This window comes from Blastocatellia bacterium, assembly GCA_025054955.1.
Taxonomy (GTDB): domain Bacteria; phylum Acidobacteriota; class Blastocatellia; order HR10; family J050; genus JANWZE01.
In genome coordinates, this window is record JANWZE010000047.1 from 1 (window position 1) to 25458 (window position 25458).

General features: G+C 57.3%; 23 protein-coding genes and 2 tRNA genes. 16 read left to right on the forward strand and 9 right to left on the reverse strand.

What is annotated here, in order from left to right:
- Window positions 1-195 precede the first annotated feature (195 nt).
- From NZ823_06125 to NZ823_06200, 16 genes are all read left to right on the forward strand, one after another.
- Window positions 196-1479 carry an MFS transporter gene (locus tag NZ823_06125; protein MCS6804711.1) on the forward strand — a complete coding sequence of 428 codons (1284 nt, stop codon included), beginning with the start codon at window positions 196-198 and terminating at the stop codon, window positions 1477-1479.
- Window positions 1480-1717: 238 nt separating this feature from the next.
- Window positions 1718-3274 carry a gamma-glutamyltransferase gene (gene ggt / locus NZ823_06130; protein ID MCS6804712.1) on the forward strand — a complete coding sequence of 519 codons (1557 nt, stop codon included), beginning with the start codon at window positions 1718-1720 and terminating at the stop codon, window positions 3272-3274.
- 254 nt (window positions 3275-3528) lie between these two features.
- Window positions 3529-4992 carry a glycine/sarcosine/betaine reductase complex component C subunit beta gene (grdC, locus tag NZ823_06135; protein ID MCS6804713.1) on the forward strand — a complete coding sequence of 488 codons (1464 nt, stop codon included), beginning with the start codon at window positions 3529-3531 and terminating at the stop codon, window positions 4990-4992.
- Window positions 4985-5314 carry a thioredoxin gene (locus tag NZ823_06140; GenBank protein MCS6804714.1) on the forward strand — a complete coding sequence of 110 codons (330 nt, stop codon included), beginning with the start codon at window positions 4985-4987 and terminating at the stop codon, window positions 5312-5314. Before grdC ends, NZ823_06140 begins: the two co-directional genes overlap by 8 nt.
- Window positions 5315-5335: 21 nt before the next feature.
- Window positions 5336-5800 (forward strand): glycine/sarcosine/betaine reductase complex selenoprotein A, encoded by a 465-nt coding sequence (gene grdA, locus NZ823_06145; protein MCS6804715.1) that lies wholly within the window; start codon window positions 5336-5338, stop codon window positions 5798-5800.
- A gap of 15 nt (window positions 5801-5815) precedes the next feature.
- Window positions 5816-7144, forward strand: a complete 1329-nt coding sequence (locus NZ823_06150) for a glycine/betaine/sarcosine/D-proline family reductase selenoprotein B (protein MCS6804716.1) — start codon at window positions 5816-5818, stop codon at window positions 7142-7144.
- A 69-nt stretch (window positions 7145-7213) separates the two neighbouring features.
- Window positions 7214-8023: a fructose-bisphosphate aldolase gene (locus tag NZ823_06155; GenBank protein MCS6804717.1), complete on the forward strand. Its 810-nt coding sequence runs from the start codon at window positions 7214-7216 to the stop codon at window positions 8021-8023.
- Window positions 8020-9492: an FGGY family carbohydrate kinase gene (locus NZ823_06160; protein MCS6804718.1), complete on the forward strand. Its 1473-nt coding sequence runs from the start codon at window positions 8020-8022 to the stop codon at window positions 9490-9492. The genes NZ823_06155 and NZ823_06160 overlap by 4 nt, the downstream gene beginning before the upstream one ends.
- Entirely contained in the window at window positions 9492-10937 is a 1446-nt protein-coding gene (locus NZ823_06165) for an aldehyde dehydrogenase family protein (protein ID MCS6804719.1), read from the forward strand. Before NZ823_06160 ends, NZ823_06165 begins: the two co-directional genes overlap by 1 nt.
- A gap of 26 nt (window positions 10938-10963) precedes the next feature.
- Window positions 10964-11929: an NAD-dependent epimerase/dehydratase family protein gene (locus NZ823_06170; protein MCS6804720.1), complete on the forward strand. Its 966-nt coding sequence runs from the start codon at window positions 10964-10966 to the stop codon at window positions 11927-11929.
- A 108-nt stretch (window positions 11930-12037) separates the two neighbouring features.
- Window positions 12038-13579 (forward strand): acyl--CoA ligase, encoded by a 1542-nt coding sequence (locus tag NZ823_06175; GenBank protein ID MCS6804721.1) that lies wholly within the window; start codon window positions 12038-12040, stop codon window positions 13577-13579.
- Window positions 13576-14559 carry a 2-dehydropantoate 2-reductase gene (locus NZ823_06180; protein MCS6804722.1) on the forward strand — a complete coding sequence of 328 codons (984 nt, stop codon included), beginning with the start codon at window positions 13576-13578 and terminating at the stop codon, window positions 14557-14559. Before NZ823_06175 ends, NZ823_06180 begins: the two co-directional genes overlap by 4 nt.
- Window positions 14556-15716 (forward strand): alanine--glyoxylate aminotransferase family protein, encoded by a 1161-nt coding sequence (locus NZ823_06185; GenBank protein ID MCS6804723.1) that lies wholly within the window; start codon window positions 14556-14558, stop codon window positions 15714-15716. The genes NZ823_06180 and NZ823_06185 overlap by 4 nt, the downstream gene beginning before the upstream one ends.
- A 353-nt stretch (window positions 15717-16069) precedes the next feature.
- Window positions 16070-16312, forward strand: a complete 243-nt coding sequence (locus NZ823_06190; GenBank protein ID MCS6804724.1) for a hypothetical protein — start codon at window positions 16070-16072, stop codon at window positions 16310-16312.
- Window positions 16313-16392: 80 nt separating this feature from the next.
- Window positions 16393-17010: a phosphatidylserine decarboxylase family protein gene (locus NZ823_06195; protein ID MCS6804725.1), complete on the forward strand. Its 618-nt coding sequence runs from the start codon at window positions 16393-16395 to the stop codon at window positions 17008-17010.
- On the forward strand, window positions 17007-17924 hold the full coding sequence (locus NZ823_06200; GenBank protein ID MCS6804726.1) for a phosphatidylcholine/phosphatidylserine synthase: 918 nt from the start codon (window positions 17007-17009) through the stop codon (window positions 17922-17924). Before NZ823_06195 ends, NZ823_06200 begins: the two co-directional genes overlap by 4 nt.
- A gap of 203 nt (window positions 17925-18127) precedes the next feature.
- Here the strand turns inward: NZ823_06200 and NZ823_06205 are convergent, their stop codons facing one another.
- The 9 genes from NZ823_06205 to NZ823_06245 form a co-directional block, all read right to left on the reverse strand.
- Window positions 18128-19234: a PQQ-binding-like beta-propeller repeat protein gene (locus tag NZ823_06205; protein ID MCS6804727.1), complete on the reverse strand. Its 1107-nt coding sequence runs from the start codon at window positions 19232-19234 to the stop codon at window positions 18128-18130.
- Window positions 19231-19701: a tRNA (adenosine(37)-N6)-threonylcarbamoyltransferase complex ATPase subunit type 1 TsaE gene (gene tsaE, locus NZ823_06210; GenBank protein MCS6804728.1), complete on the reverse strand. Its 471-nt coding sequence runs from the start codon at window positions 19699-19701 to the stop codon at window positions 19231-19233. The genes NZ823_06205 and tsaE overlap by 4 nt, the downstream gene beginning before the upstream one ends.
- 3 nt (window positions 19702-19704) lie before the next feature.
- Window positions 19705-21297, reverse strand: a complete 1593-nt coding sequence (locus NZ823_06215) for an NAD(P)H-hydrate dehydratase (GenBank protein MCS6804729.1) — start codon at window positions 21295-21297, stop codon at window positions 19705-19707.
- 24 nt (window positions 21298-21321) lie between these two features.
- Window positions 21322-22899, reverse strand: coding sequence for an OmpA family protein (locus tag NZ823_06220; protein ID MCS6804730.1), 1578 nt, complete (start codon window positions 22897-22899; stop codon window positions 21322-21324).
- A 181-nt stretch (window positions 22900-23080) separates the two neighbouring features.
- On the reverse strand, window positions 23081-24097 hold the full coding sequence (locus NZ823_06225) for a VWA domain-containing protein (protein ID MCS6804731.1): 1017 nt from the start codon (window positions 24095-24097) through the stop codon (window positions 23081-23083).
- A gap of 95 nt (window positions 24098-24192) precedes the next feature.
- Window positions 24193-24269, reverse strand: a tRNA-Arg gene (locus NZ823_06230).
- 7 nt (window positions 24270-24276) lie between these two features.
- A complete protein-coding gene (locus NZ823_06235; protein ID MCS6804732.1) occupies window positions 24277-24798 on the reverse strand; it encodes an adenine phosphoribosyltransferase in 522 nt (173 codons plus the stop codon).
- Between the two features lie 12 nt (window positions 24799-24810).
- Window positions 24811-25086: an acylphosphatase gene (locus NZ823_06240; GenBank protein ID MCS6804733.1), complete on the reverse strand. Its 276-nt coding sequence runs from the start codon at window positions 25084-25086 to the stop codon at window positions 24811-24813.
- Between the two features lie 87 nt (window positions 25087-25173).
- Window positions 25174-25250, reverse strand: a tRNA-Pro gene (locus NZ823_06245).
- Window positions 25251-25458: the final 208 nt, after the last annotated feature.

Sequence of the window (25458 nt, forward strand, 5' to 3'; positions counted from 1 at the left end):
AGTTGGTAGAGCATCTGGCTTTTAACCAGAGGGTCGCAGGTTCGATTCCTGCACGGCTCACCACCTGTTCCATAATCAGCTCCAACACGCGCCGAACGAGGCGCGCCTCTGAGCAGTCCGTTGGTGTTGGCAAGCCCGACAAGCAGCCCGTCGGCGTTGCTATGATTCACTGAGTTGTCTCGGTAAAGCTGTGCTATGTCTGATTTCAGTTGCAGTCAAGCAATCGGTGCACGTCGCCAGATGTTTTATGGTTGGTGGATTGTGGTGGTCGCCGCCATCGGCATGTTCCTTGGCTATGGCGCCGTGTTCAATTTCACGTTCAGCGTGTTTGCACGCGCCATCGGCCAAGAATTTCAGTGGAGTCGTTCAGCCTTGTCGGTGGCTTACTCGCTTTCGCTGATTACGTATGCCATCGCCATGCCACTGGTCGGGCGATGGGCCGATCGCTACGGTGCCCGCAAGGTGATCATTCCATCAGTCATTGGATTTGGGCTGTGTTTGATCTCATTGCATGAGCTTTCAGCGCGACTCTGGCATTTCTACGTTGTTTGCCTGCTCATGGGGGCTGTGGGCGCCGGTTCGACCGTGGTGACTTATTTCGGTGTGATTGCCCACTGGTTTAATCGGCGGCGCGGTCTGGCATTGGGATTGGCGATGATCGGCGTTGGCTTGAGCAACTTCACGATGCCTTCACTGGTGCAGGCTCTGATTGAGCACGTCGGATGGCGGCATACGTATTTGCTTGTTGGCCTGGCTGTGTTGCTGGTTCCGCTGCCGGTAGGACTTTTGTTGAAAGAAAAACCGGCGATGATGGGCACGTGGCCCGATGGCCAACCGCCGGTTGAGGGCAACACGAATACATCTGGTCTGGCGATTGGCGGCCTGAGCGGACGGGAGTCGCTCTCCACTGGCACCTTCTGGTTGATGTTCACAGCGGTTTTTCTCGTGGCCGTCAGTGTGATCGGTTGTTTGATTCATCTGGTGCCCATGCTGGTGGATCGTGGCATGACAGCCCAAGCGGCCGCATTTGCGACATCGTTGTTTGGCGGCGCGGTCATTCCCGGACGTGTCGGCAGTGGCTACTTGTTGGATCGTTATTTCGCTTCTCGTGTTGCGGTCGGTTTTTTCTCTGGCGCGGCGCTGGGTATTTTTCTGCTCTGGAGCGGCGCAAGCGGCGGGTTGGCTTATCTGGCGGCATTCCTGGTAGGCATGGGCATGGGCGCCGAAGGCGAGATCATGGCCTATCTGGTCAGCCGGTATTTTGGTCTACGCTCGTTCAGTGAGGTCTTCGGTTATATGATGATCAGTTTCACCGCCGGAGGCATCGTCGGTCCGCCGATCATGGGTCTGGGGTTTGACGTGACCGGCTCATATCGGTTGGTCTTAGGAATTTTCCTGATCGCCGTCGTGGTCGGCACATTCTTGATGACCCGGCTTGGACCATATCGCAATTGGGAATCGCCGAGCGAGGACGGATGATCAAACGAAGAGAATGCGTGATTGTGAGTGTAGCCTGTTACCGATCATCTATGAGTTCACGAGCATGTTGTCGTGAACGCGCTGGGATGAGAATATCACGGCGATGAGGACATCACGGGATGAGGACGTTGAATCACTTCAGCCGATCTGAAACGAACGCGCGTTTATGTTGACACTCTCATTTGACAGAGCGAATCGGTTTGGTCCATCCCGCTCGGCGGTGATGAGCACGCATGCTATGGTTGCCACCAGTCAACCATTGGCGACGCTGGTTGGCCTGGACATTTTGCGACAGGGTGGAAACGCCGTGGATGCCGCCATTGCCGCTGCTGCTATGCTGAGTGTGGTTGAACCCATGTCTACCGGCGTTGGCGGCGATGTGTTCGCGTTGATTTATCAAGCCAGCTCAGGCAAGGTTTTTGCTTTGAATGGAAGCGGACGTTCGCCTTCTGCGGCGACGCTCGACGAATATCAGCGGCGGCTAGGGACAGACGAGACAGGCCAGATTCCGCTCGATCATATTCTGGCCGTCACTGTGCCGGGCACAGTTGATGGATGGGCGAGCGCGTTGCAGCGATTTGGCCGTATGACGCTGGCCGATGTACTGAAGCCAGCGATTGAGGCGGCTGAAGATGGTTTCGCTGTCGCGCCACAGACGGCGCAGACGTGGGCGCTCATGCAAGAGGTGTTAGCCCGTCATCCTGATTCAGCCAGCACGTGGTTACGAGCCGATGGCCGCGCGCCGCGCGCCGGTGAGCGTTTCCGCAATCCGCGTTTGGCGCGCACGTTGCGCATGATCGCGGAAGGTGGCCCCGATGTGTTTTATCGAGGCGAGCTTGCTGATGCCATCGTTCGATTTTCTCAGGCGCATGGCGGATTGTTGACGTTAGCCGACTTCAAAGACCATCGCTCAACGTGGGTTGAGCCGTTGGCGATCACGTATCGTGGTTATGACATCCTGCAACTGCCGCCCAACACGCAAGGACTCGTTGTACTGGAAACGCTGTGCACGTTGCAGCAGGATGATTTGGCTGCGCTGGGACACAACACGCCGGATACGGTGCATCTTCAACTGGAAGCGCTGAAGCTGGCGTTTGCCGATCGCAATCGCTACATCACCGACCCTGAGTTTTACCATGCTCCCGTTGATAGCTTGCTGTCGCACGCGTATGCCCGGCAGCAACGCGCGCGGATTTCCATGACGCAGGCCGTCCGTCATCCAACGCCGGGCACGCCGGCTGGCGGTGATACTGTTTATCTATGCGTGGCCGATGCTGAGGGCAATGTTGTTTCGTTTATCAATAGCATCTTTCATCCGTTCGGTTCGGGGCTGACAGTAGGTGAGACGGGCATCGTGCTGCAAAATCGTGGAGCAAGTTTTTCGCTTGATCCGGCGCACGTCAACGTCATTGCGCCGCATAAGCGAACGCGCCACACGATCATTCCAGCCATGATCGTTTATCAAGGCCGCCCGCTCATCGCGTTTGGTGTGATGGGCGCGGATATGCAAGCGCAGGGGCAAGTCCAGTTTGTGTGCAACGTCATTGATTTCGGGATGAACGTGCAAGATGCGTTGGATGCGCCACGGTGGCAGTACCTGGGAGCGGGCGCGGACATCGCGTTAGAAGCTGGTATGCCGACGGCTGTCTGGCATGAGCTTGAGCGACGCGGCCACCAGCTCAAGGGCAGCGATGCGTTTTTTGGTGGTGGACAGGCTATCTTGATTCATCCCGAATATGGCACGCTCCAGGGTGGATCAGACCCGCGTCGCGATGGGTGCGCGATGGGGTATTGAGCAAATGCCCTGAGCTCAAATTGAAGGCAGGTTGCGTCAGATATACGCAGGTACTATGATGCACCGGCGTTGGTCGCAAGGTTCAAGTCGGTTGATGGTATGAAGCGCCTTTGGGAAAAATCAGATGAGGCCTCTCTCAGTTCGATCATGTGGGCGCAGGCAGGTGTGGAGCCGGTGGCTCACCTGCTGAGCGCTGTGGCGGGTCGGTGTGCGCCGGGCCTCACGTTGTCAAACTCGTGCCTATGAGATTTCCTGTGATCAAAGCTGTCTCCTACGCGTTGGCTCATACGCCGAATCTGGTGCGCTATGGCTCGAAGCCGGAGCGTGAATTGCGGAAAGAGCCGAGCATGATTGAACAGATAGATCGGCATCTTCGCACGTATGAAGAAGCGGTTGCCTATCCGCCCAATCAAGTCTTCATCGGCAATATGCCGCCAGAGGCCCTCTGGGATACGGCGCGACCATGGTGGAAGCAAACAGGCGCCGCTCTGCGATTCGGGCCTTATGGTGAGATCATGCCTGAAGACGAGCTCCTGGGTTTGCTTCGTCTGGCTGACGAGTTCGATCTGATTTGGCTGGAGCAGTCGTTTGTCGAGCAGGTTGCTGAAAAGTTGGCCGGCCACCCGTTGTTTCACCCGGATGAGGTCAAGCGGCTGGGAGCTGGTCATGCGCCGGAGGCGATTCAAGCTCGTGTGACGCAGGAAGGGGCTTTGCCGTTTTATCTGGATGGGCAGATTGTGGGTTGTATTGCGCCGGGCCATGATGAAGACCCGTTTTTAACACCGACGATTTTGCTGGAGAATCTCGCCTGCAAAGCAACAGGGGTGCTAGCCATGCGCTGGTTGCTGCAAGCGTATCACTGTGATCAGATCAACCCGCTCACCATCGAGTATGTGATCAATACAGGCGAGGAAGCAGTTGGCGACCGCTATCAACGCGGCGCCGGCAATCTGGCCAAAGCGATGGCTGAGTTAGCCGGTTGCCGCAACAGCACGGGCAGCGATCTCAAGGCGTTTTGCTGTGGCCCGATTCACGGCGTAATCGTGGCCGGCGGATTAGTTCAATCGGGGATTTTTCAGCAGGTGTTAGTTGTTGGCGGCGGTGCGTTGGGCAAACTTGGGATGAAGTTTCGCGGCCACCTTGCCCATGACATGCCGATTTTGGAAGACGTTCTGGGTAGTTTCGCGATTTTGATCGGGCCGGATGACGGTTTCAATCCCGTCATCCGCTTGGACGCAATTGGCAAGCATGATATTCGGTATGGGGGCTCGGCACAGGCTATTGCTCAGGCGCTGGTTGTCGAGCCGTTGAGCAAGCTGGGGCGAACGATCCCTGAGGTCGAGCGGTATGCTGTCGAGCTGCACAATCCCGAAGTGACGGAACCCGCCGGCAGCGGGAATGTGCCGCAACACAATTACCGCGTCATTGCCGGTTTGGCTGCGTTGCGCAAGGAGCTGCCGCGAGACGCTGTCAACAGTTTTGAGCGGACGCATGGGCTGCCGGGCTTTTCGCCGACGCAAGGACATGTGCCATCGGCTGTGCCTTATCTAGGGCATGCGCGCGATGCGATGCTCAGTGGCTCGTTGCGCTCGGCGATGTTTATCGGCAAAGGCAGTTTGTTTCTCGGCAAGATGACCAATCTGGCCGATGGCATGTCGTTCATTCTGGAGGCGCAGGCGCCAGATACATCACACAGGCGGAGTGATCACGATGATTGATGTGACCAGAGAGACATTTGAGCAAGAAGTCAAACAGGCATCCAAGCCGGTCTTGGTTGACTTTTGGGGTCCCCGATGTGGTCCCTGTTTAGCCTTGATGCCACTGGTTGAAGAGCTGTCTACTCGTTTCTCGGAGCAATTGAAAGTGGTGAAAGTGAACGCTCAAGAGAACCGCAAGCTGTGTGTCGAGTTGAAAGTGTTGTCGCTCCCCACATTTCTGTTTTTCAATCGTGGTCAGGAGCAAGCCCGGCTCAGCGGCGATATTCACGCTGATGCGCTGCAACCGTGGGTCGAGGCGCAACTGGGCAATCTCATGGAGTGAATAACAGGAGGTCAAGGCACTATGCAACTGGCTGGAAAGAAAGTGATCGTGCTCGGTGAACGCGACGGCGTGCAAGGCACGGCCTTGAGTGAATGCGTTAAGGCGGCTGGCGGCGAAGTCGTGCTGGCGATCAACCAGTGCTTCGTCTGAACGGCCGCCGGCGCTATGGACCTTGAGGATCAAGGTGCGATCAAAGCTAAAATTGAAGAGATTGGCAGCGAAGATGTGGTAGTCATTCTCGGCTCGCCCGATCCTGATGCCGCCGAGATGTATGCCGAGACGGTGACGGTGGGTGATCCGACGTATGCTGGTCCGTTGGCCGGCGTTGCGTTGAGACTGCCCGTTTATTGCATCTTCGAGCCGGAGATCAAACAGCAGATTCCGCCAGACGTCTACAGCGAGCAGGTGGAGTTGATGGAAATGGTCTTGCCCAGTGAAGCCATCTCGGCGCGGGTCAAGGCCGTGCGCGAGCGAGCGCAACTCTGATGGTTGGAGGTGAGCATGTCCAAGCAAATTCGCGTTGTGCATTACCTGAATCAATTTTTCGGCGGTATCGGCGGTGAAGAGAAAGCCGATACACCGTTACAAGTGCGCGATGGGCCGGTCGGTCCCGGACTTGGGTTGCAGAAAGCGCTGGGCGACCGCGGCCAGGTCGTTGCCACGTTCATTTGTGGCGATAATTTTTTCAGCAGTCACACGGATGCTGTGCTTGCAGAGCTTGAGCAAGTTGTCCCAGCTTATCAGCCGGATGTGCTGGTGGCCGGGCCAGCGTTCAATGCCGGGCGATACGGATTTGCCTGCGGGCAGGTCGGCAAAGCACTGAGCGAACGATTGAACATTCGCGCAGTGACGGCGATGTATCCGGAGAATCCGGCCGTTGAGAATCATCGCAGAGTGAGCGGCTTGTGGATTCTGCCGACGAGCGACCGCGCTGGCGACATGCCAAAGGTCTTACCCAAGCTCGCCGATTGGGCTGTTCGGCTAGGTCGCGGTGAACCGATTGGCCCGGCCAAGCTCGAAGGCTATATCCCCACAGGCCAGCGACGATTGCAGATGACCGATACGCCGGGCTACGAGCGAGCGTTTCGCATGCTCATGGCCAAGCTCAATGGAGAACCATTCGAGACGGAAATTCCTATCGAGCAATTTGAAATGGTGCCGCCGGCGCCGCCGCTGAAAAACGTGAAGACAGCGCGATTGGCTCTGATCACCACCTCCGGTCTGGTGCCCAGGGGCAATCCGGACAAATTCAGAATGTTCAACGCGACTCAGTGGCGCCAGTATCGCTTGCCCGATGCGCCGACGCTTCGCGGCCAGGATTGGGAGGTCATTCATGGAGGGTTCAATACAGCCTATGCTCAGCAGAACCCGCATCTGGTTCTTCCGCTGGATGTGTTACGCGAGAAAGCAGGAGAGGAGTTTGGTCGCTTGCATGATGAGTTCTATTCGATCACAGGCGTGGGAACTAGTTTGAAAGTGGCTCGGCAAGCTGGCCAACAGATAGCCGCCTCGCTCCGCGAAGCCGGTGTTGACGCGGCGTTGTTGGTAGCGACCTGAGGGACCTGCACGCGCTGCGGCGCAGCGCTCTCCAAAGAATTGGACAGAATTGGTATGCCAGTGGTCATCATCTCAGCGATGGATCAACTTGCCCAGCAAGTCGGGGCTGCTCGCGTGGTTGTGGGACGAAAGATTCCGCATCCGTGCGGCGATCCGAACCTGCCGCCTCCATTCGATATTCAAGTTCGACGCGAGATCATCCAGACGGCGCTTCGGGCGCTGGAGACGCCGGTCACCGCGCCAACGATTTTCCGGCCTGAGCATGCCATCTGAGCGTCAGCAACTCTGTTAATCAATGGCGCGCGCTACCTGTGAGCAGTGAGCAGCGCGCGGAGAAAAACAATGAGCAAGACACCAGTGTTTACCAACAGACGCATGTATCGGTTGTTTGGCGAGGACGGCCGCAGCTTGGTGGTCGCTATGGATCATGGCGGTGGATTGAATGTCTATCCATCGCTGTCTGACCCTGGCCAGGTCATCGCCGCCGTGGTGGCGGGCGGCGCTGATGCGGTGTTAACAACGCCGGGGATACTCAAGCATTTCTATCACCAGTTGAAATCGGTTGGCGTCATTCTGCGTGTGGATGGCGGCAGTTCTGAGCTCGAAGGCAGCAGTGGAGACTACCGGCTGCTCTACTCAGTCGAAGATGCGCTGCGGTTGGGCGCCGATGCGGTGGCCTGCATGGGATTTCCTGGAAGCCCATTGGAAGCGCAAACATTGGGAAATATCGCAACGCTGGCGGCGCAGTGCCAGAGATGGGGCATGCCGTTGATGCCGGAGATGATCCCCGGTGGTTTCACCAACTGGAGCTTACGCACGGTGGAAGCCACACGCTTGGCTGTCAGGATTGGGATTGAGCTGGGCGCTGATTTCATCAAGACGGAGTTTGTCGGCTCCGTTGATGAGTTTCGTTCGGTGGTTGCGCATAGTTATCGTCCTGTGTTGGTGCTGGGTGGCAGCCGCAAGGATGATGATCGCGCGTTGCTGAGCATGGTCAAGCAGGCGATGGACGCAGGCGCCAGCGGCGTGGTGATCGGGCGAAACGTGTGGGGTCATCCGCGACCGCAAGCGATGGTGACAGCTTTGCATCGAATTATTCACGGTCAGGCTTCCGTCCAGCAGGCGCTTGAAGTGTTGGAGTCAAACAGATGAACCATCGGCACCTGTTGTTGGCGATTGATCTGGGCACGTCGGGCGTGAAAGCGGGCGTATTCGCCAGCGATGGCTCACTGGTAGCGCAATCGGGCGTCGGGTACGAGACGCTGACGCCACATCCGGGCTGGGCTGAGCAGGAGCCGCAGGCATGGTGGGACGCCACGTGTCGCGCGGTCAGTCAATGCGTTGCTCAGTGCGATGCCACGCGGATCGAAGGCATTGGCCTGACGGGGTTGTCGCCTTCACTGGTCTGTGTGGATGAGCGGGGCGAGCCGGTGCGCCCGGCGCTTATATGGTCGGACCGACGAGTCGCACAGGAGATCAGCGAGCTGACGGAGGCGCTCGGCGCGCACTTATCATTCACACCGCTGCCGCGCCTGCTGTGGCTCAAGCGACACGAACCAAATTCCTATGAACGGACGCGCTGGGTCTTCGACTCATTCGATTATCTGAGTTTCAAAATGACCGGGCAGGCGGCTAGCTTTTGCCCCGTCGGGGATCAACTGGCCTGGTCGCCATCTGATGCGCTCAGCGCCGGTCTTGCGTTAGATAAATTTCCGTCTCGCGTCTGTAAGCTCGGAGAGCATGTCGGCGGCGTGCTGCCGGCAGTGGCCGCTCAGGTAGGGCTGCCCAGCGGATTGCCGGTGATCGCCGGAACGATTGATTCATTCGCCGCCTGGATTGGCACGGCCACGACCCGTCCGGGTGTCGTCTGCAACACGGTCGGCACATCTGATGGCGTGGCGCTCGTCTGGGACCAAGCGCTGGTTGATCCGCAAAACCGACTGCAATGCATGCCGCATCTGACCGGCCGCCATTGGATCGTCGGCGGCGCAATGTCAACCGGCGGAATTTTGTTGGAGTGGTTTGTTCGCCATTTCTACAATCACGAGCCGGACTCATTTGGCACGGCCATTCGTGAAGCCGAGGACGTATCGGTCGGCGCTGACGGCTTGCTCGCTTTGCCATATCTGGTGGGTGAACGCTCGCCTATCTTCGACCATCATGCTCGCGCGGTCTTCTTCGGCATCAGTGAGACACATGGGCGGGCGCATTTTGCTCGTGCTGTGTTGGAATCGGTCGCGTTGGCCGTGCGTGATGTGTGCCACGTGATTGAAGAAGTCGGCGGCGCTATTGACGAAATCCGCGTCGCCGGTGGCGGCGCCAAAAGCGACTTGTGGAGTCAAATCAAGGCCGACGTGGTTGGCGTTCCTGTGCTCGTGCCGCAGATTGGCGATTCCGGCTTGCTGGGCGCCGCGATCATCGCCGGCTGGGGCGTTGGCCGCTTTACCGATTTGTCTGAAGCGGCTGAGGCAATGGTGAAGTTTCGCGCCGTCATGGAGCCACGTGTGTCTCACCATGAGATGTATACCAAGCTGTTTGAACTGTACCGCAGGTTGTATCAGCACTTGAAAGACGACTTTGTCACCGTGAGTCAACTGCTCAGACCAGAGGAGCGTCATTGATGGATGTGAAACGATACGATCATTTCATCAACGGAGCTTGGGTTGCGCCATCTTCAGGCGATTACTTTGCCGACATTGATCCATCCACAGGACAGGTGTGCGCGCACGTGGCGCGCGGCAGCGCCGACGATGTTGATCGGGCCGTTGAAGCTGCGCGCCGCGCGTTCCATGTGTGGCGCAAGGTTGAGCCGAGTGACCGTGGCCGCCTCCTGCATCGCGTGGCCGCTCGCCTGCGCAGCGAAGCGGATGAGCTGGCGTATCTGGAATGTATTGACACGGGATTTCCGCTGCGCGATTGTCAGATGATCGTTCACCATGTCGCGGCGCGTCGGTTCGAGTATTACGGCGGCTTAGCGGACAAACTTGGCGGAGAGACCATCCCTGTGCCTGGCAATCATCTGGATTACACGTTACGCGAGCCGCTCGGCGTCGTTGGCATCATCATCCCGTGGAACAGCCCGTTGTGGGCAGGCAGCGCGTGTGTGGCGCCGGCCTTGGCCGCCGGCAACACGATTGTGTTGAAACCGGCGGAAGAAGCGCAATTGAGCATGCTGCGACTGGCCGAGATACTGAAGCAGGAGGGCGCCCCCGACGGCGTGTTCAACGTGGTGACCGGATTAGGACCTGAAGCTGGCGCGGCGTTGGCTGGTCATCCCGGGCTTGACGCGATCTCGTTTACTGGCTCGATTGAAACAGGCCGCGAGGTGATGAAACAGGCCGCGCAGCATGTCATCCCTGTCAGTTTGGAGCTGGGCGGTAAATCAGCCAACATTGTTTTTGCTGATGCCAACCTGGAGACGGCGCTGATGTATGCCCTCATAGCGATTTTCACAGCGTCAGGCCAAGTCTGCACGGCCGGCTCACGCTTGTTGTTGCAGCGAGCGATCCATGATCAGTTCATGTCAAGGCTGATCGAGCGCACCGGTCAGCTTCGTGTGGGACGTGGATTGGATAATCCCGATATGGGGCCGGTCATTTCTGAACGCCAACTCAATCGCGTGTTGGGGTATATTGAAGTTGGCGTGGCAGAAGGCGCGGCCGTGGCCATCGGCGGCCAACGATTGACCGATGAGGCGCTGGCCGATGGTTACTTCCTTGCGCCGACTATTTTCGACGGCGTTACCCATCAGATGCGCATCGCTCAGGAAGAAATTTTCGGACCTGTCCTCTCTGTGCTGGTGTTTGACGATGCCGATGAAGCCTTGGCCATCGCTAACGGCACATCGTATGGGCTGGCCGCCGCCGTGTGGACCCGCGACCTGAAAACCGCTCATTACATGGCCGCCCACCTGCAAGCCGGCAGCATCTACGTCAACCGGTATTTCACCAGCGGCATCGAGGCGCCCACAGGCGGATACAAACGCAGCGGGTTTGGTCGCATTGACGGCGTTGAAGTCATGCGGCACTACACGCAATTGAAAAACGTCATCGTCAATTTAGATTGAAGTCTGAGTGACCGATCTTGATCTGTATGTCGCGCTCGCCAGATGTGAAATTCGACAATGTATTGGTGACAGGCGCAACCGGTTTCGTCGGCGGACGACTGATTGAACGTTTGGCCATGAATTCAGGAGTGCGTCTGCGAGCCTTGGTCAGGCATCTGGAGAAAGCTCGGTCTTTGATCGCTGGCAATGTTGATCTCGTTCAGGGCGACATCACCGATCGCCGTTCGCTTGACGCCGCTCTGAGCGATTGCGATCTCGTTTTTCATTGCGCCGCATTGATGCACGATGCGACAACTGACGCTCAAGTATTTCACCGCGTCAATGTGGAAGGAACGCGAAACATGCTGGAAGCTGCTCTGCAAGCCGGCGTCCGCCGGTTTGTGCATGTCAGCAGCATTGCTGTGTATGGAACCAGTCCGCGCGAAGGGGCCGATGAGACCGATGAGTATCAGTTCGGTCGCGAGGGCTATGCTAACTCAAAGATCGAATCTGAACAGCTTGCCCTGGCGTATCATCGGCAACGAGGCTTGCCTGTCGTTGTCATTCGCCCAGCCAATGTCTACGGGCCGCGCTCTTCGTTCTGGACAGTCTGGATGATTGCGATGATCAAATCGGGGCAGTTGAGCTTGATTGACGATGGACAAGGCATGGCCAATCCGGTCTACATTGATAATCTCGTTGACGCCATGCAACTGGCTGCGCGCCATACAGCCGCCGTCGGCGAGGTGTTCGTTGTGAGTGACGGAACGAAGGTCACGTGGAAAGAATTTCTTGGCTATTATGCGCGCATGGTGGGACGCGATTCATTACCGAGCATGTCCAGAGCAGAGGCTTTATCCAAGCTCGATCCGGTCCAGGTGGAGTACTGGACGCAGACGGGTTGGTTCGATATTACCAAAGCAAGGCGGATGCTGGGATATGAGCCGCGCGTGTCGCTGGCCGAAGGCATGAAACAGACCGAGCAGTGGCTGCGCCGTTCAGGTTATATTTGAAGTGAAAGGAGAGCAGGCAAACGAACGGACGGCGAGGATGAAAAGATGAACTGCTGATCCGCCGCTCTGCCAGGCAGCGCAGATGAACGGACGGCGAGGATGAAAAAGATGAGCACAGTGAACCAGTCGGAAACGATTCGCGATTTGTTGGAGCGCGGCCAGCCGGCGAAGGTCGCCCTAGTCGTTGCCGGCGCTGGTGTCTCGATCACCTATGACCAGTTGCGCCGGCAGGTAGATGAGCTGAGCGCAATGTTCAATCGTCTGGGCCTTGGCCGTGATGATCGCATCGCCATGGCGCTGCCCAACGGATTGGAGGCGCTTATTGCTTTTCTGGCCGCAGCCCATGCAGCCACAGCCGCGCCGCTCAATCCTGCCTATAAGCGCGATGAGTTCGCGTTCTATCTTCAAGACACGCGGGCCAAGGCGCTGATTGTGCAGCCGCAGGGCGCTGATGAGGCGCTGGCCGCCGCCGATGAAGGCATCATCATTCTGCGTGCTCAGGTGGGCACTGAAGGGCGCCTCCAGGTCGTTTCATCGGGACGAATCGGAGTAGAACGAGAGCCGGCGCAACCGCATCCTGAAGAGACAGCGCTCGTGCTGCATACCAGCGGGACAACCAGCCGGCCCAAGTGCGTGCCGCTGTCGCATACGAACTTGATTGCGTCGGCGCGACAGATTGCACAGACTTACCAATTGTCGTCTGAGGATGTCTCCTTCTGTGTGATGCCGCTTTATCACGTGCACGGCCTGGTCGGTTCAACGCTCGCTGCGCTCTGGGCAGGGGGCACGGTGGTGATTGTGCCGCGATTTAATGCTTTGTCATTTTGGTCAACCGTTCGGCAGTATGGTGTGACGTGGTTCTCTGCTGTGCCGACCATTCATCAATTGCTACTATCGCGCGTCAAGCCAGGGACGCGGCCCGCCGGCGCCGAACAGTTGCGCTTCATTCGTTCATCCAGCGCGCCGTTACCGCCGGCGATGATGGCGCAGATGGAAGAGAGCTTCGGTGTGCCTGTGGTGGAGGCCTATGGGATGACCGAAGCGGCTCATCAGATGACCTCCAATCCGCTGCCGCCGGGCCGCCGCAAGCCTGGTTCCGTAGGGCCTGGAACAGGCGTCAGCATTGCTATTCTGGACGATCAAGGACATCATCTGCCGCTGGGGACCACAGGCGCTGTGGCCGTCAAAGGGCCAAATGTCTTCCGCGGCTATGAAAATAATCCAGAGGCAAATGCCGAATCATTCACCGACGGTTGGTTTCGCACAGGCGATGAAGGTTGGTTGGACAGCGACGGGTATCTGACGTTAGTTGGGCGCACCAAAGAAATGATCAACCGTGGCGGAGAAAAGATTTCGCCCCGCGAGATTGATGAAGTGCTCCTGATGCATCCGGCGGTCGCCGAGGCGGTGACGTTCGCCGTGCCGGATCAGGTCTACGGCGAGGAAGTGGCTGCCGCCGTCGTGCTCAAAGCGTCAGCGACGCCAGCCCAGTTGCTGGCGCATTGCCGGTCGGTGCTGGCCGATTTCAAATGTCCGAAAGTGATCCATCTGGTTGATGCCATTCCGCGCACAGCCGCTACCGGCAAGGTGCAGCGGCGCGTGGTTGCCGCCGAGATTGCTCGACGGATGCAACAACAAGGAGGCTCATGAAATTCGCTGTTGTCGGCGCTGGCGCCATTGGCGCATTTGTTGGCGCAATGTTGTCTCGGTCTGGTGAGGAAGTGACGCTGATTGCGCGTGGCGCGCATCTGCGCGCGATGCAGGCGCATGGTGTGCGTGTGCGCGGCTCGTTAGGCGAGTTTCAGGCCCATCCGCAGGCGACCGATGATCCGGCAGCCGTTGGTCCGGTGGACGTGGTCTTGTTGACGTTGAAAGCGCCCAGCTTGACTGAGGTGGCGCCTCGGCTGCACCCGCTGTTGCAGTCGCACACCAGCGTTGTGACCATGCAGAACGGGATTCCATGGTGGTACTTCTACCGTCATGGCGGGCCGCTAGACGGGCTGGTGCTGCAAAGCGTTGATCCGGGCGGCGTGATCAGCCAGCATCTAGATGTCGAACGCATCATTGGCGCTGTCGTCTATTGTTCGACGATCCTTGTTGAACCGGGCGTCATCGAGCACGTGGAAGGGACGCGCTTCTCCATCGGCGAGCTGGATGGCACACGCAGCGAGCGGTGTCAACGGATTGCCGAGGCGTTTCATCGCGCTGGATTGCGCTGCCCAATCCGCAGCGATATTCGCCGCGAAATTTGGGTCAAGCTGCTGGGCAACCTTGTCTTCAATCCGATAAGCGCGTTGACGCGGGCGACGTTGGTCGAGATTGCCCAATTTCCCGAAACGCGCTCATTGGCCATCCAGATGATGCGAGAAGTTGAACAAGTGACTGAGCGGCTGGGCCTAGATTTGGGCATCTCCATTGAACAGCGACTGGCGGGCGCTGAGAAAGTCGGGTTTCATAAAACCTCCATGCTTCAGGACGTGGAAGCCGGACGACCCCTGGAGCTGGAAGCGATCGTTGGCGCTGTGGTTGAATTGGCAGGCAAACTGGGCGTGACCATGCCAGCGACACAGGCTGTGTATGCTTGCGCCAAACTCCTTTCAGCGATGATAGAAAAAGGCAAAAAACTATGACGATCAATCCAACGCCACATCGGTTATTGCTTGGGCCGGGACCAAGCCCCGTTGAGCAGCGTGTGCTAGACGCGCTGGCTCAGCCATTGCTCGGACATTTGGACCCGGCCTTCCTGAGCATCATGGACGAGATTCAAGAGTTGTTGCGGTATGTCTTCGAAACGGGCAACCGATTGACGATCCCGATTTCGGGCACAGGCAGCGCCGGCATGGAGGCCGCGTTGGTCAACCTGCTGGAGCCCGGCGATACGGCCATTGTGTGTATCCACGGCGTATTTGGTGAACGCATGTTTGATATTGTCGGTCGCGCCGGCGCCCGACCTGTGGCGATTCGCGCCGAGTGGGGCGAACCGATTGATGTCAACCAAGTCGAAGAGGTCCTCAAGCAAACGTCAGCTCGATTGGTCGCGATTGTTCATGCTGAGACGTCCACCGGCGTGCGACAATGTTTGGACGGATTAGCTGAACTGGCTCACCGTCATGGCGCGTTGCTCGTGGTTGACGCAGTGACATCGCTTGGAGGCCTGCCCGTCGGTGTTGACGCGCAGCAAATTGATGTGTGTTATTCGGGCACGCAAAAGTGTTTGAGCTGCCCGCCCGGCTTGGCGCCGATTACATTTTCCGAGCGCGCGCGAGAACGCATTCGGTCGCGTCAACACAAGGTTCAGAGTTGGTATCTGGACATGACGATGGTGGAACGGTATTGGGGAGCTGAGCGAACCTATCATCACACAGCTCCGATTTCCATGAACTATGCGCTGCGGGAGGCGCTACGCGTGGTGCGCGAAGAGGGATTACAAGCGCGATGGCGACGTCACGAGTTAAACCATCGCGCGTTTGTCGCCGGCATTGAGGCGATGGGCTTGCAGATGCTCGTTGCTGAGCAACATCGCCTGTGGAGTTTGAATACTGTGCGCGTGCCTGATGGTGTCGAGGATGAGCTGGTGCGGTCGCGATTATTGCAGCACCACAACATTGAAATTGGCGGCGGACTAGGCCCGCTTAAGGGTCGTATCTGGCGGTTTGGGTTGATGGGCGCCGGCAGCACGCGGGCGAATGTATTGCGCGCGCTGGATGCGCTTCATGAGTCGCTTCAGGCCGTTGGGTATGATTGTCCCTCCGGCGTGGCGGCAGCCGAGCGCATTTATCAGGAATGATGGATACTCGCGCCAGCGGCTCAGGCTGTGTGAAATCATCAGTTATAGGAATTTGTGTAGCTAGCCGATTTCGGTTCTCAGAAAAACGTTGCCTTGCTCTTGTTTGTGTTTTCGCGCTCGGCAAATTTCTGCGCTCGGTCAATGAGCGCATCAGCACCTCAAAGGCATAGAAAACTTTGTCTTGCTCTGGCTTCTGTTTTTGTATTACTATAGTGGCCAGCAAATGGAGAAGTTAAGCGGGTATCAACAACAGCGATACCAGAACAGTTGCGCCGGTGGTTTGCCACGTTGCGCGTGGTTCAAGCCTATGTGGAGCCTGAACAATCCATCAACAGTTCATAAGGAGGAATAGAATGGAACAACCGGTGATGGCCTCACTCAGAGAACATCTGCTAGCGACCGATGATGAATATCGTGAGTTAGCTCGGCAGCACCATGAATTTGAAGTGCGGCTCAGTCAACTGACCCAATTAGCCTATCCGACTGAAGAGGAGATTCTCGAAGAAAGCCTGCTGAAAAAGAAGAAACTGCTGCTCAAAGATAAGATGGAAGCGATTTTGCATCGTTATAAGCGGCAGGCCGTCGGAGGGAAATAGTCACGTTTCATCAGTCGTGAACCGGTTCGGCGGGGACGCCGCTGGCGTGGTGTCCCCGCTTCTGTTTTGTTGGAGTGAAGATGGCGCGCGATGCGATTCCATACGTGGTGATTCCGCTCAGTGGAGCAGCGGTGTGCCTGGCGCTGGGATGGACGATCGCGGCGATTCTATTGCTATTGGTCGCCGGTTTCATGGCCTATTTCTTCCGTGATCCTGAGCGGCAGGTGCCATCCGGCGAGAACCTGATCATCTCGCCTGCTGATGGGAAGGTGGTCCGCGTCGCCAAGCTGGATGCGACGGACCCGACTTCGCCAACGCGTGTTTCAATCTTTCTCTCTGTCTTCGACGTGCACATCAACCGCGCGCCCATCACCGGACAGATCACGGATGTGGCATATCATCCGGGAACCTTCAAAGCTGCATTTGCTGACGACGCGTCGGTGGTCAACGAGCAGTCGGTCATCACCATTCAAGGCGCGAAAACACGGGTCGTGTTCAAGCAGATCGCCGGATTGCTGGCTCGGCGGATTGTCTTTCGCAAGCAGGTCGGTGATTGGGTGGCTGCTGGTGAGCGAGTTGGATTGATTAAATTCGGCTCGCGCGTGGATGTGCTGTTGCCGCCGGAGGTGGAAATCAGCGTTCAGGAAGGCGATCATGTGACTGGCGGCAATTCCATCTTGGGGAGAATTTGCCTATGACGCAAGCGCCGATCACACCACCGACCGAGCCCAGTCATCGCCGCAATTTGATTGTGCCGGCGATGTTCACCACAGCCAATCTGTTTGCCGGATTCTTTTCCATTGTCGCTTCGTTGAAGGGCTATCAGACGGTTCAGGAGAATTGGGTTGAGGCAGCTCGCTGGTTTGATAATGCGGCGCGCGCCATCGGCTGGGCCGTGTTGTTTGATATGCTGGATGGCCGCATCGCGCGCATGACGAAAGGCACAAGTGAGTTCGGCATCGAGCTGGACAGTTTGGCTGATTTGGTCTCGTTTGGCGTCGCGCCAGCGGTGTTGGCGTTTGCGTGGGGCTATGGCTCAGCCCCTCCGATGTATGATGGCCGCTTCGTCGAATTGGCATGGGCTGTCTCCTTTGTTTACCTGATGTGTGCCGCCTTTCGCTTAGCGCGATTCAATGTGCAGGCTCGCCGGCCAGTGCCAGACCCCAAGAAGGATCGCAAACAGTTTGTCGGCATGCCCAGCCCAGCAGCCGCCGGATTGATCGCAGCGATTGTCCATTTTGTGCGAACTCCTATCCTGGCGTCGGATCATCAAGCCGAGTTCGCTTGGTTCGGCCATGCCGTTACAATGGATCGTTCATTGGCCAGTCTTGGATTATTGGTATTGGTGTTGCTGCTGGGATTGCTCATGATCAGCACAGTCCGATATACCAGCTTCAAGACGCTGGGATTCGGTCGGCTCAGCCCGCGTTCCACCTTCCTGCTGTTGTCACTGCTCGTCTCAGCCATTTACTTTTACTCCCAATGGGTTCTGCTGGTGCTGGCCAGCGTGTATGCCGCGTCTGGCCCAGTCTCACGGCTGGCAACTCGCATCTTCAAGTCCCACCGCTCAGAAGAGTCATTGCACAGCGCGGCGACCAAACAGCCGCTATGACGCCGGTCGTTCATCCTGTTTCAAATTGTTTGACCGGTTCGGCGGAATCGTCCATAAGCGACAGCCCGCCACGACCGATGAAAAAGAAACTCTTTCGCGTGGTTCGTATGTTTCGCGGGCTTCTTTTTCGGGGGGAGACGTTACGCTCGCGTGTTCGCTGCGCTCGGACGTCGCCTTCCCGGTCAATCTCGATGCGGGTCGCTTCAGTTGCTGATCAAACGAGCGGCAATAATGCCTCGATCCGTTGTCATCACCAGGATCGTGTCAGTCATCACTGGCGCCGCCACTAGCTCAATGCCTTTACCTAATTCTAATGAGCCGATGAGTTGACCATCGCTCACGCGAAGCATCATGACGTTGCTGGCCCGCAAGGCCGCCACGAGCACGCTGTCGCCGTGCCGGATCGGCTCGGCTATCAATCGCCCGGAGAGTTTTGTTTTCCACTGGATTGCTCCAGATTTGCTATCCAACGCGTAGGCGAAATTATCGTAAGAACAAACAATCAGCCGATGCGCAATGAGCAACGGTTGAGCGGCGATGGCTGCGCCGGTTCGTGTGCGCCATCGTTGACGACCGCTGCCGCGCTCAAGGCAATAAAGCGAGCCATCAAAGGAGCCGACAAAAATTCTATCAGGGCTGATTTCCACACGGGCTCGCACAGGCCCGTGTGTGGAGAACCGCCATCGCTCAGCGCCGGTTCTAGCATCCAGTGCGTAGAGGCGACCGTCGTCACTGCCGGTATAAACAATGCCCTCGTGCTCTCGCGCCGAGGCCGAGACGGCTTGCTCGGTCTTCACCTGCCATATCACTTGTTGCGATGATGGATCAATAGCAGTAAAGAATCCGCCGGCATCGCCTAGATAGAGCCGAGAAGAGACTGAGTCGGCCGTTGCCGGCTGAACGCTCACTGCAGTGATTTGTTGAGGCCAAGACTTTTCCCAACGAATACGGCCCGTTTGCTTATCAACAGCGAGCAGGGAATAGTGCTGAGCAGAATCAGATGCCGATGAAGCTGAACCAAGATAAAGCGTCTGCTCGTCCATCGAGATGCCGGTTGTCCATTGGCGAGCATATTGGACCGCCCACGCTTGTTCACCGGCGCTCCGTTCAAAGGCCATCAATTGGCCGTCTCGAAGTGGAGCGAACACCTGTCGGCTATCGGCCACAGCGCCGTTGTACCGAAGCGTATCCGTCGTCAGATAGCTCCACGCCTTGACAAATGGAGTGGTGAGCAAACCACTCGGCGCTGGCGATTGATGGAATGCGAGCGCCAGCGTGATCCACACAGTCCAATGATCGAACCAGCTCATGAGTTTGTCTCTCCGGCAAACTGAAGAACAACCTCTGGCGCGTCACCCAGTGGTTCGATCTCGATTCGACGTGTGGAGTCGTCAATCCACTGAAAGCAGACTCGGTAGCCGGCTTCACAGGTGAACCCTGCGAGCCGCTCCGCCCATTCAATAACAATGACGGCCGTCTCCAGCATGGCTTCATCCAGACCAATGTGATCCAGCGCATGTTGAGGATCGTCGAGCCGGTACAGATCAACATGATAGAGCTTCATCCGGCCGTCATAATCCGACATCAAGGTAAACGTCGGACTGTTGACGTCGTTTGGGTCAATGCCTAGTCCGGCGGCAATGCCTTTGGCGAAAGTGGTTTTGCCAGTTCCTAGATCACCTTCCAGAAAAAAAACGGTTGCCGCCTCGATGGCCTCGCCCAGTTGTCGGCCCAGCTCAAATGTTTCTTCGGCGGAGTGGGTTGTGAACGTTTGCATCGTTCAGGCTTTGTTGGCTGTTTGAGAGATCGCCTGGCTCAAATAGCGGATCACATCAGAGGCCACCAGTGTGCGCATATCCAGGGCCTCAGCCGCCAGATCAGCCGCCAACCCATGTAGGTAGACCGCTGCCTGTGTGGCTTCCAGCGGCGCGTCCGGCGTTTGCGCCAGAAAGCCGGCGATGATGCCTGTCAACACATCGCCTGATCCGGCCGTGGCCAAGCCCGCATTGCCGGTAGGATTGACGTAGATTTGTCCATCCGGCGCGGCAATCAAACTGCGATTCCCTTTGAGCACCAGAATGAGCGAATGCTTAACAGCAAAATCGCGCGCCACGGCGACGCGGTTGTCCAACACATGCCGGGTTGACGCGTTCGCCAAACGAGCCATCTCGCCCGGATGCGGCGTGAGGATCAAGGGAATTTCTTTCCCCGATAGATTGCTGGGCCAGGGCGATAAACAATTAAGTCCGTCGGCGTCAATGACCGTTGGACGGTTTCTCTGTCGGACGACCGCCTCGGTGAAACGGCGCGTCCCGTCACTCGTCGTGATGCCGGGGCCTATGGCTACGACCGTGCGTTCCAGCGCCAGACCTAACGCGCGATCCTGAGCTGTCTCAGCAATCGCGCCGTCCGGTGTTTCGCTCAACAACTCGGTCATGGCTTCCGCCACACGCGAGATAATGGCCGTCTGGGCGCTGGAGACAGTTGCCACCGTGACCAGCCCGGCTCCAGCACGCAAAGCAGCTTCAGCGGCCAGACAAGCAGCGCCAGGCTTGCCGCGCGACCCGGCAATCAGTAGCGCATGCCCATACGTGCCTTTGTGACTGAGTGGAGTTCGCCGCGTGCGATCAAGCCAGTGAGCAATATGACGCGGTTCCAGCAGATTCAACGCAGCGCCTGATTGGCTGATCAATGAATCAGGAGAACCGATAGGAACAACGACTAATTCGCCGCCTCGATAGCATGCTGGCGGCAGCACATTGGCAGGCTTTGGAGCTGTGAATGTCACCGTCAGGTCAGCTTGAATCGTCGGGCCGATGATTTGATCGTTGTTGGCGGCAAGCCCCGACGGGATGTCAATAGCCACGATCGGCACAGCATGTTCAGCCGAGATGCGATTCAAATGGGCAATGACGCTGGCATACAGGCCGCTGGCCGGTCGTTGTAAGCCCGTGCCGAGCAGAGCGTCAACAATGAGATCGTACGCCGGAAAGAGTTGCGCTAACTCTTGCCAGTTTTCGCTGGTGCGCAGCTCGCCGAACGTTATGCTGTCATCGTCAGCGGCCAGTTGCTTGACGATCTGAAAATTGACGCGTGCGTCACCTGCGGTTGCATCCAGCTCGCCGAGCAACAACACATCCACCACTGCGCCGCGCATCCACAACTGGCGGGCTACGGCGGCGCCGTCACCGCCGTTGTTGCCTTTGCCGCAGGTGATAAGAATTCGCTTGCCGCGCACCGCCCCGTATTTTCGCTCGATGGCCAGCGTCGTTTGCGTTGCCGCATTTTCCATGAGCAGCAAGCTGGGAATGCCGTACAAATCGGTTGAGAGCCGGTCCACCTGCTGCATTTGTTCGGCAGTGAGTATCTTCATGCTGAACCTGCTTTCGAGGTGACGCTATGCCCGACGGATGACGATCTCGACACGCTGATTTCTTCGCTGCGCCTGAGCCGATTGGCCGGGCAATAGTGGCGCCTCAGCGCCGCGACCAACAGCCCGCAGGGCTTCGCTGGGCACGCCGCGTGCCAGCAAGTGCGCCACCACCGCCGCTGCATTGGCTTGCGAGAGCGCTTGCAAGCGTTCGGGAGCGCCTGGGCCGGCCAGATGGCCTTCCACCGAATAGGTTCCCATCGGGTAGGTCGTCAGGATGCCCGCGATGCGATCGAGCTTGGCTGCCGCTTCCGGCTTCAGTCGTGGGACGCCAGCCGTCGAGCGAGGCGACGAGACGAACAGTTGATCGTTGGGAAGCACAACGATGAATTGATCGCCGTCCTCGCGAATTTCGCCCAGTCGCGCCAGCGCCAGCTTGCCACGATGTTCGGTCAACGGGATGCTGGTTTGGCGAAGCCGATAGATTTCCGTTTCCAGCGCCTGTATTCTGGCTTGTTCAGCCGATGTGTTCAATTGCTCGCGTAAGGCTTGTTCGGTCTCTGTCAACTGTCGAATTTGCTCGTCGCGTTGTTCAATGGCGACGTGAGCTTGGCGCAGCTCGGTGGCTAAGCGTGCGATCTGCTGGTTTGCTTCACGCAGTTCGAGGTCTTTTTGATCGAGCGCGCGGTTGAGTTGAACAATGTCGGTTCTGGCTCTGCCCAGCTCTTTTTCTGCTTGATTGGCCCTGTCTTCCAGATCAGCGATCAACGCTTCCTTGCGTCGTTGGTCTTCAGCCTCACGGCGTTCGCGGGCCAGTCGCCGCGCCACCTCAGCCATCACGACCGCGCGCCGTGCCCAGATGGCCGCGCGTTCATCAGCGCCTCTGTCAAACGCCATCTCCGCATCGGCCAGCCATGACTCCGCTTGCTTGAATTCTTTGCTGGCATAGACATCAACCTGAAAATAGCGGGCGATGTCAATGGCGCGTCGCGCCTCAAACAGCTCGACCGGTGTTTCGCGGTCCCGCTGCGTGCTGACACGGTCTTCCTGCCAGGGCACGCTTTCCAACCCAATGTCGCCGCGAAAGTGAACTTCGACAGGTTCCGTTTCATAACCTTCTCGTTCATCAGGCGGCAGGCTGGCCAATACGACTTCGCGGCTGGGCGATTCGACCAGGAAATGCGGCTCGGCTGTCATCACAATGCAGAACGTGCGATGTCGCGTAGAGGTCTCAACCGTGCCACCCCATGTTTTGCGAATGATGCCGCGTTTTCTTGGACGCAGCTCGCCAATATTATCCACAAACCCTTCCGGCGTCACTGCCCAGAACACGTAGGTTGTGTACTGACGTTCGCTTGGTGGGTCTACTTCTCTCACATTGAGCGTCAGGCGAGCATTGCCGTCCTTATACTCGATGATGGCTTTGCCCTCTGTCTGGCGATAACGGGTTGTGCCGCGCAATCTCAACTCGACTTTTTTGTCCACAGGAAAAGTGACGGCTGTCGCCGTGAACTTGAAATCGCTTCGTCCCTGCGCCGCCGCGGGGACGACCGTGGCAGAGAGCATGATCGAGCTGGATAGAACAATCAAAAGGAATCTTCTCATGATTCTCCTCAGAAAAAGTGGCACAGGCATTCCTGCCTGTGGCGTTTTTCATCGTTTCTGGGCGTTGTCCAGACGGCATGAACAACTCCTCAGAAAAAGTGGCACAGGCATTCCTGCCTGTGGCGTTTTTCATCGTTTCTGGGCGTCGTCCAGACGACATGAACAACTCCTCAACGAAACACTAGCGTTTCGGCGCGTAATAACCGGCGCGATGGGACGTCGTCACGTTTGGGCGTCCTTTGACGCTGATTTGGATTTTCCGCCACGCGCCGTCTCGCGCCGTGTTGGTTGGGTAGTAAGCGACGATGTATTGACTGCTCAACTCATCAGCAATCTGTTTGAAGGCCACTCGCAATTGTTCAGCCGCTTTCGGATAGAAAGCTTGACCGCCGCTGGCCTCAGCCATTTGATCAAGTATCGTCGCATTGACATCAGCAAAGCGGAACGAATCGCTGAGACCGATTGGAAAGATCATCACGTTGGCGCGTTGAGCCTGTTCGATCACGTCAGAAAGTTTCATCACGCTGGAGGTATCATGGCCATCAGTAATGAGAATCAGCGCGCGACGCACACGCCGATCATAGCGTTGCAAGATGCGTTGAGCGGTCGTGCCGTCCAACACTTCACGGATAGCGATATAGGCTGCATCGTAGATCGAAGAACCTTGACTGGCATAGCCTTCGTCCGTTCTGACCAGCATTCTGAGTCCTGAGGTGAGTCGTTGTTCACTGCTGGTCAGCCCACGCGCTAGCCTGACTGTGCCACGAAATGTGAGGATGGCCGCATAATCAGTGCCCCAACGGAAAAATTCTTGGAAGAATTTCTCTGCTGCTTCGCGTTCTTTCGGCCAGTTGAATTCCTGACTACCGCTGAAATCAATGACGAGCGCCAACACCATCGGGACTTCATTGTTGCGAGCAAAGAATTCAATTGGTTGGAGGACGCCATCTTCAAACACTTCGATGGCGTCTTGCGTCAGGTCAGTAATGAATCGGTTGTTGGCATCGGTCGCTGTGAACACGATGTCCACCAAGTCGCTCTGTAATGCGATCGGTTCGTCCGGCAGTTGGACCTGAGTCTGTGGACGATCCTGATTGGCAAACAATGGCCGGCCCGATTGTGCCGTCAGGTTTGGCAGCCCCGTTGCCATCATCAGAGCGAACGTGATCAGCGCATAAATGAATCGTTGTATCGCCATTGCCATTCCCTTTTTCGCGGCTGATTTTAGCACATCTGCACGTGTCAGCGTAGAGCTTAACGCGGATGCGAAGCCGCGCAATCAGCGTGGGGAAGTGGTGCCCCCGGCTGGACTCGAACCAGCGGCCTACAACTTAGGAGGCTGTCGCTCTATCCACCTGAGCTACGGGAGCACATGATTCACGAAGCGTATTTTAACAAGGAAACGACCTCATAACCAGCCAGTCGCTCACGCCCTTTGAGGAATTCCAGTTCAACGACGAAGCCAAATCCGACGACGTGACCGCCAAGTTGCTCAATCAATTGAGCCGCCGCCCGCGCCGTTCCCCCCGTTGCCAGCAGATCGTCCACAACCAACACCGATTCACCCCGTTCAATGGCATCGGTGTGAATCTCGAGCGTGTCCTGACCATACTCCAGATCATAGGTGGCTCGCGTGGTATGCGCGGGCAGTTTGTTTGGCTTGCGCACAGGCACAAATCCAGCGCCCAACCGATAGGCCAGCGCCGGGGCGAAAATGAATCCACGCGCTTCGACACCAACAACTTTCTGCACCGACTTACCGGCAAACGCCTCGCCCAGCCGGTCAATGACGGCTTTGAATCCTTGGGGGTTCTTGAGCAACGTGGTGATGTCGTAAAAGAGAATGCCCGGCTTGGGAAAGTCAGGCACTTCTCGGATCAGCTTCTTGAGGTCTTCCATACTCACCCCGCATTAGGGCACATCCACCGTGAATCTGAAGAAACGGCCCGTTGGCGTTAGTTCAAACTCTTCGACCTGTCGCACCCGCGCGTGCGGTGGCCCTTGTTCCAGTTCAGCTTTGAATGCCGCCATCGCCGCCGGTTCAGCTTCGGCGATCACTTCGACGCGACCGTCGGGCAGATTCCGAACCGTGCCGACAACATCGTGTCGTTGGGCAGCTCGAATAGCGAAATAACGATAGCCAACCCCTTGAACCATCCCGCTGATGAGAAACCGACGCGCGATCATCACAAACATCGAAAGGCAAATAACAGAAGGCTGCCTCTCTATGGCCTCCTCTGTCGCCTTCTTGGTGGTGTTGTGTGCGTTTGATCGTGGTCGGGGCGAGAGGATTTGAACCTCCGACCTCTCGGTCCCGAACCGAGCGCTCTACCAGGCTGAGCCACGCCCCGACAAAGGCCGCTATGATACGGGCACAGGGTAGAGAAGTCAAGACAGATGACCGATGTGCGCGGACGAGCGCTTCAGAACAGCGAAAAACCAGGCATACAGCAAGAGAGCTTACCGACCCGCTTTTGGATTGCTTATTATGGTAATCATGGAGAAAAAGAGCACGTTCTTTTTAGTGGCCTCCCTGTGTGAACATTCGTTCGGAGTGGC

Excerpts from the sequence above, each read along its gene's own strand:
- ggt (MCS6804712.1), top strand. The coding sequence starts at position 1,718 with ATGGTTGCCACCAGTCAACCATTGGCGACGCTGGTTGGCCTGGACATT.
- NZ823_06175 (MCS6804721.1), top strand. The coding sequence starts at position 12,038 with ATGAGCACAGTGAACCAGTCGGAAACGATTCGCGATTTGTTGGAGCGC.
- NZ823_06155 (MCS6804717.1), top strand. The coding sequence starts at position 7,214 with ATGAGCAAGACACCAGTGTTTACCAACAGACGCATGTATCGGTTGTTT.
- NZ823_06140 (MCS6804714.1), top strand. The coding sequence starts at position 4,985 with ATGATTGATGTGACCAGAGAGACATTTGAGCAAGAAGTCAAACAGGCA.
- NZ823_06170 (MCS6804720.1), top strand. The coding sequence starts at position 10,964 with ATGTCGCGCTCGCCAGATGTGAAATTCGACAATGTATTGGTGACAGGC.
- NZ823_06190 (MCS6804724.1), top strand. The coding sequence starts at position 16,070 with ATGGAACAACCGGTGATGGCCTCACTCAGAGAACATCTGCTAGCGACC.
- NZ823_06215 (MCS6804729.1), bottom strand. The coding sequence starts at position 21,297 with ATGAAGATACTCACTGCCGAACAAATGCAGCAGGTGGACCGGCTCTCA.
- NZ823_06220 (MCS6804730.1), bottom strand. The coding sequence starts at position 22,899 with ATGAGAAGATTCCTTTTGATTGTTCTATCCAGCTCGATCATGCTCTCT.
- NZ823_06185 (MCS6804723.1), top strand. The coding sequence starts at position 14,556 with ATGACGATCAATCCAACGCCACATCGGTTATTGCTTGGGCCGGGACCA.
- NZ823_06205 (MCS6804727.1), bottom strand. The coding sequence starts at position 19,234 with ATGAGCTGGTTCGATCATTGGACTGTGTGGATCACGCTGGCGCTCGCA.
- tsaE (MCS6804728.1), bottom strand. The coding sequence starts at position 19,701 with ATGCAAACGTTCACAACCCACTCCGCCGAAGAAACATTTGAGCTGGGC.
- NZ823_06235 (MCS6804732.1), bottom strand. The coding sequence starts at position 24,798 with ATGGAAGACCTCAAGAAGCTGATCCGAGAAGTGCCTGACTTTCCCAAG.
- NZ823_06200 (MCS6804726.1), top strand. The coding sequence starts at position 17,007 with ATGACGCAAGCGCCGATCACACCACCGACCGAGCCCAGTCATCGCCGC.
- NZ823_06240 (MCS6804733.1), bottom strand. The coding sequence starts at position 25,086 with ATGATCGCGCGTCGGTTTCTCATCAGCGGGATGGTTCAAGGGGTTGGC.
- NZ823_06125 (MCS6804711.1), top strand. The coding sequence starts at position 196 with ATGTCTGATTTCAGTTGCAGTCAAGCAATCGGTGCACGTCGCCAGATG.
- NZ823_06225 (MCS6804731.1), bottom strand. The coding sequence starts at position 24,097 with ATGGCGATACAACGATTCATTTATGCGCTGATCACGTTCGCTCTGATG.
- NZ823_06160 (MCS6804718.1), top strand. The coding sequence starts at position 8,020 with ATGAACCATCGGCACCTGTTGTTGGCGATTGATCTGGGCACGTCGGGC.
- NZ823_06195 (MCS6804725.1), top strand. The coding sequence starts at position 16,393 with ATGGCGCGCGATGCGATTCCATACGTGGTGATTCCGCTCAGTGGAGCA.
- NZ823_06180 (MCS6804722.1), top strand. The coding sequence starts at position 13,576 with ATGAAATTCGCTGTTGTCGGCGCTGGCGCCATTGGCGCATTTGTTGGC.
- NZ823_06165 (MCS6804719.1), top strand. The coding sequence starts at position 9,492 with ATGGATGTGAAACGATACGATCATTTCATCAACGGAGCTTGGGTTGCG.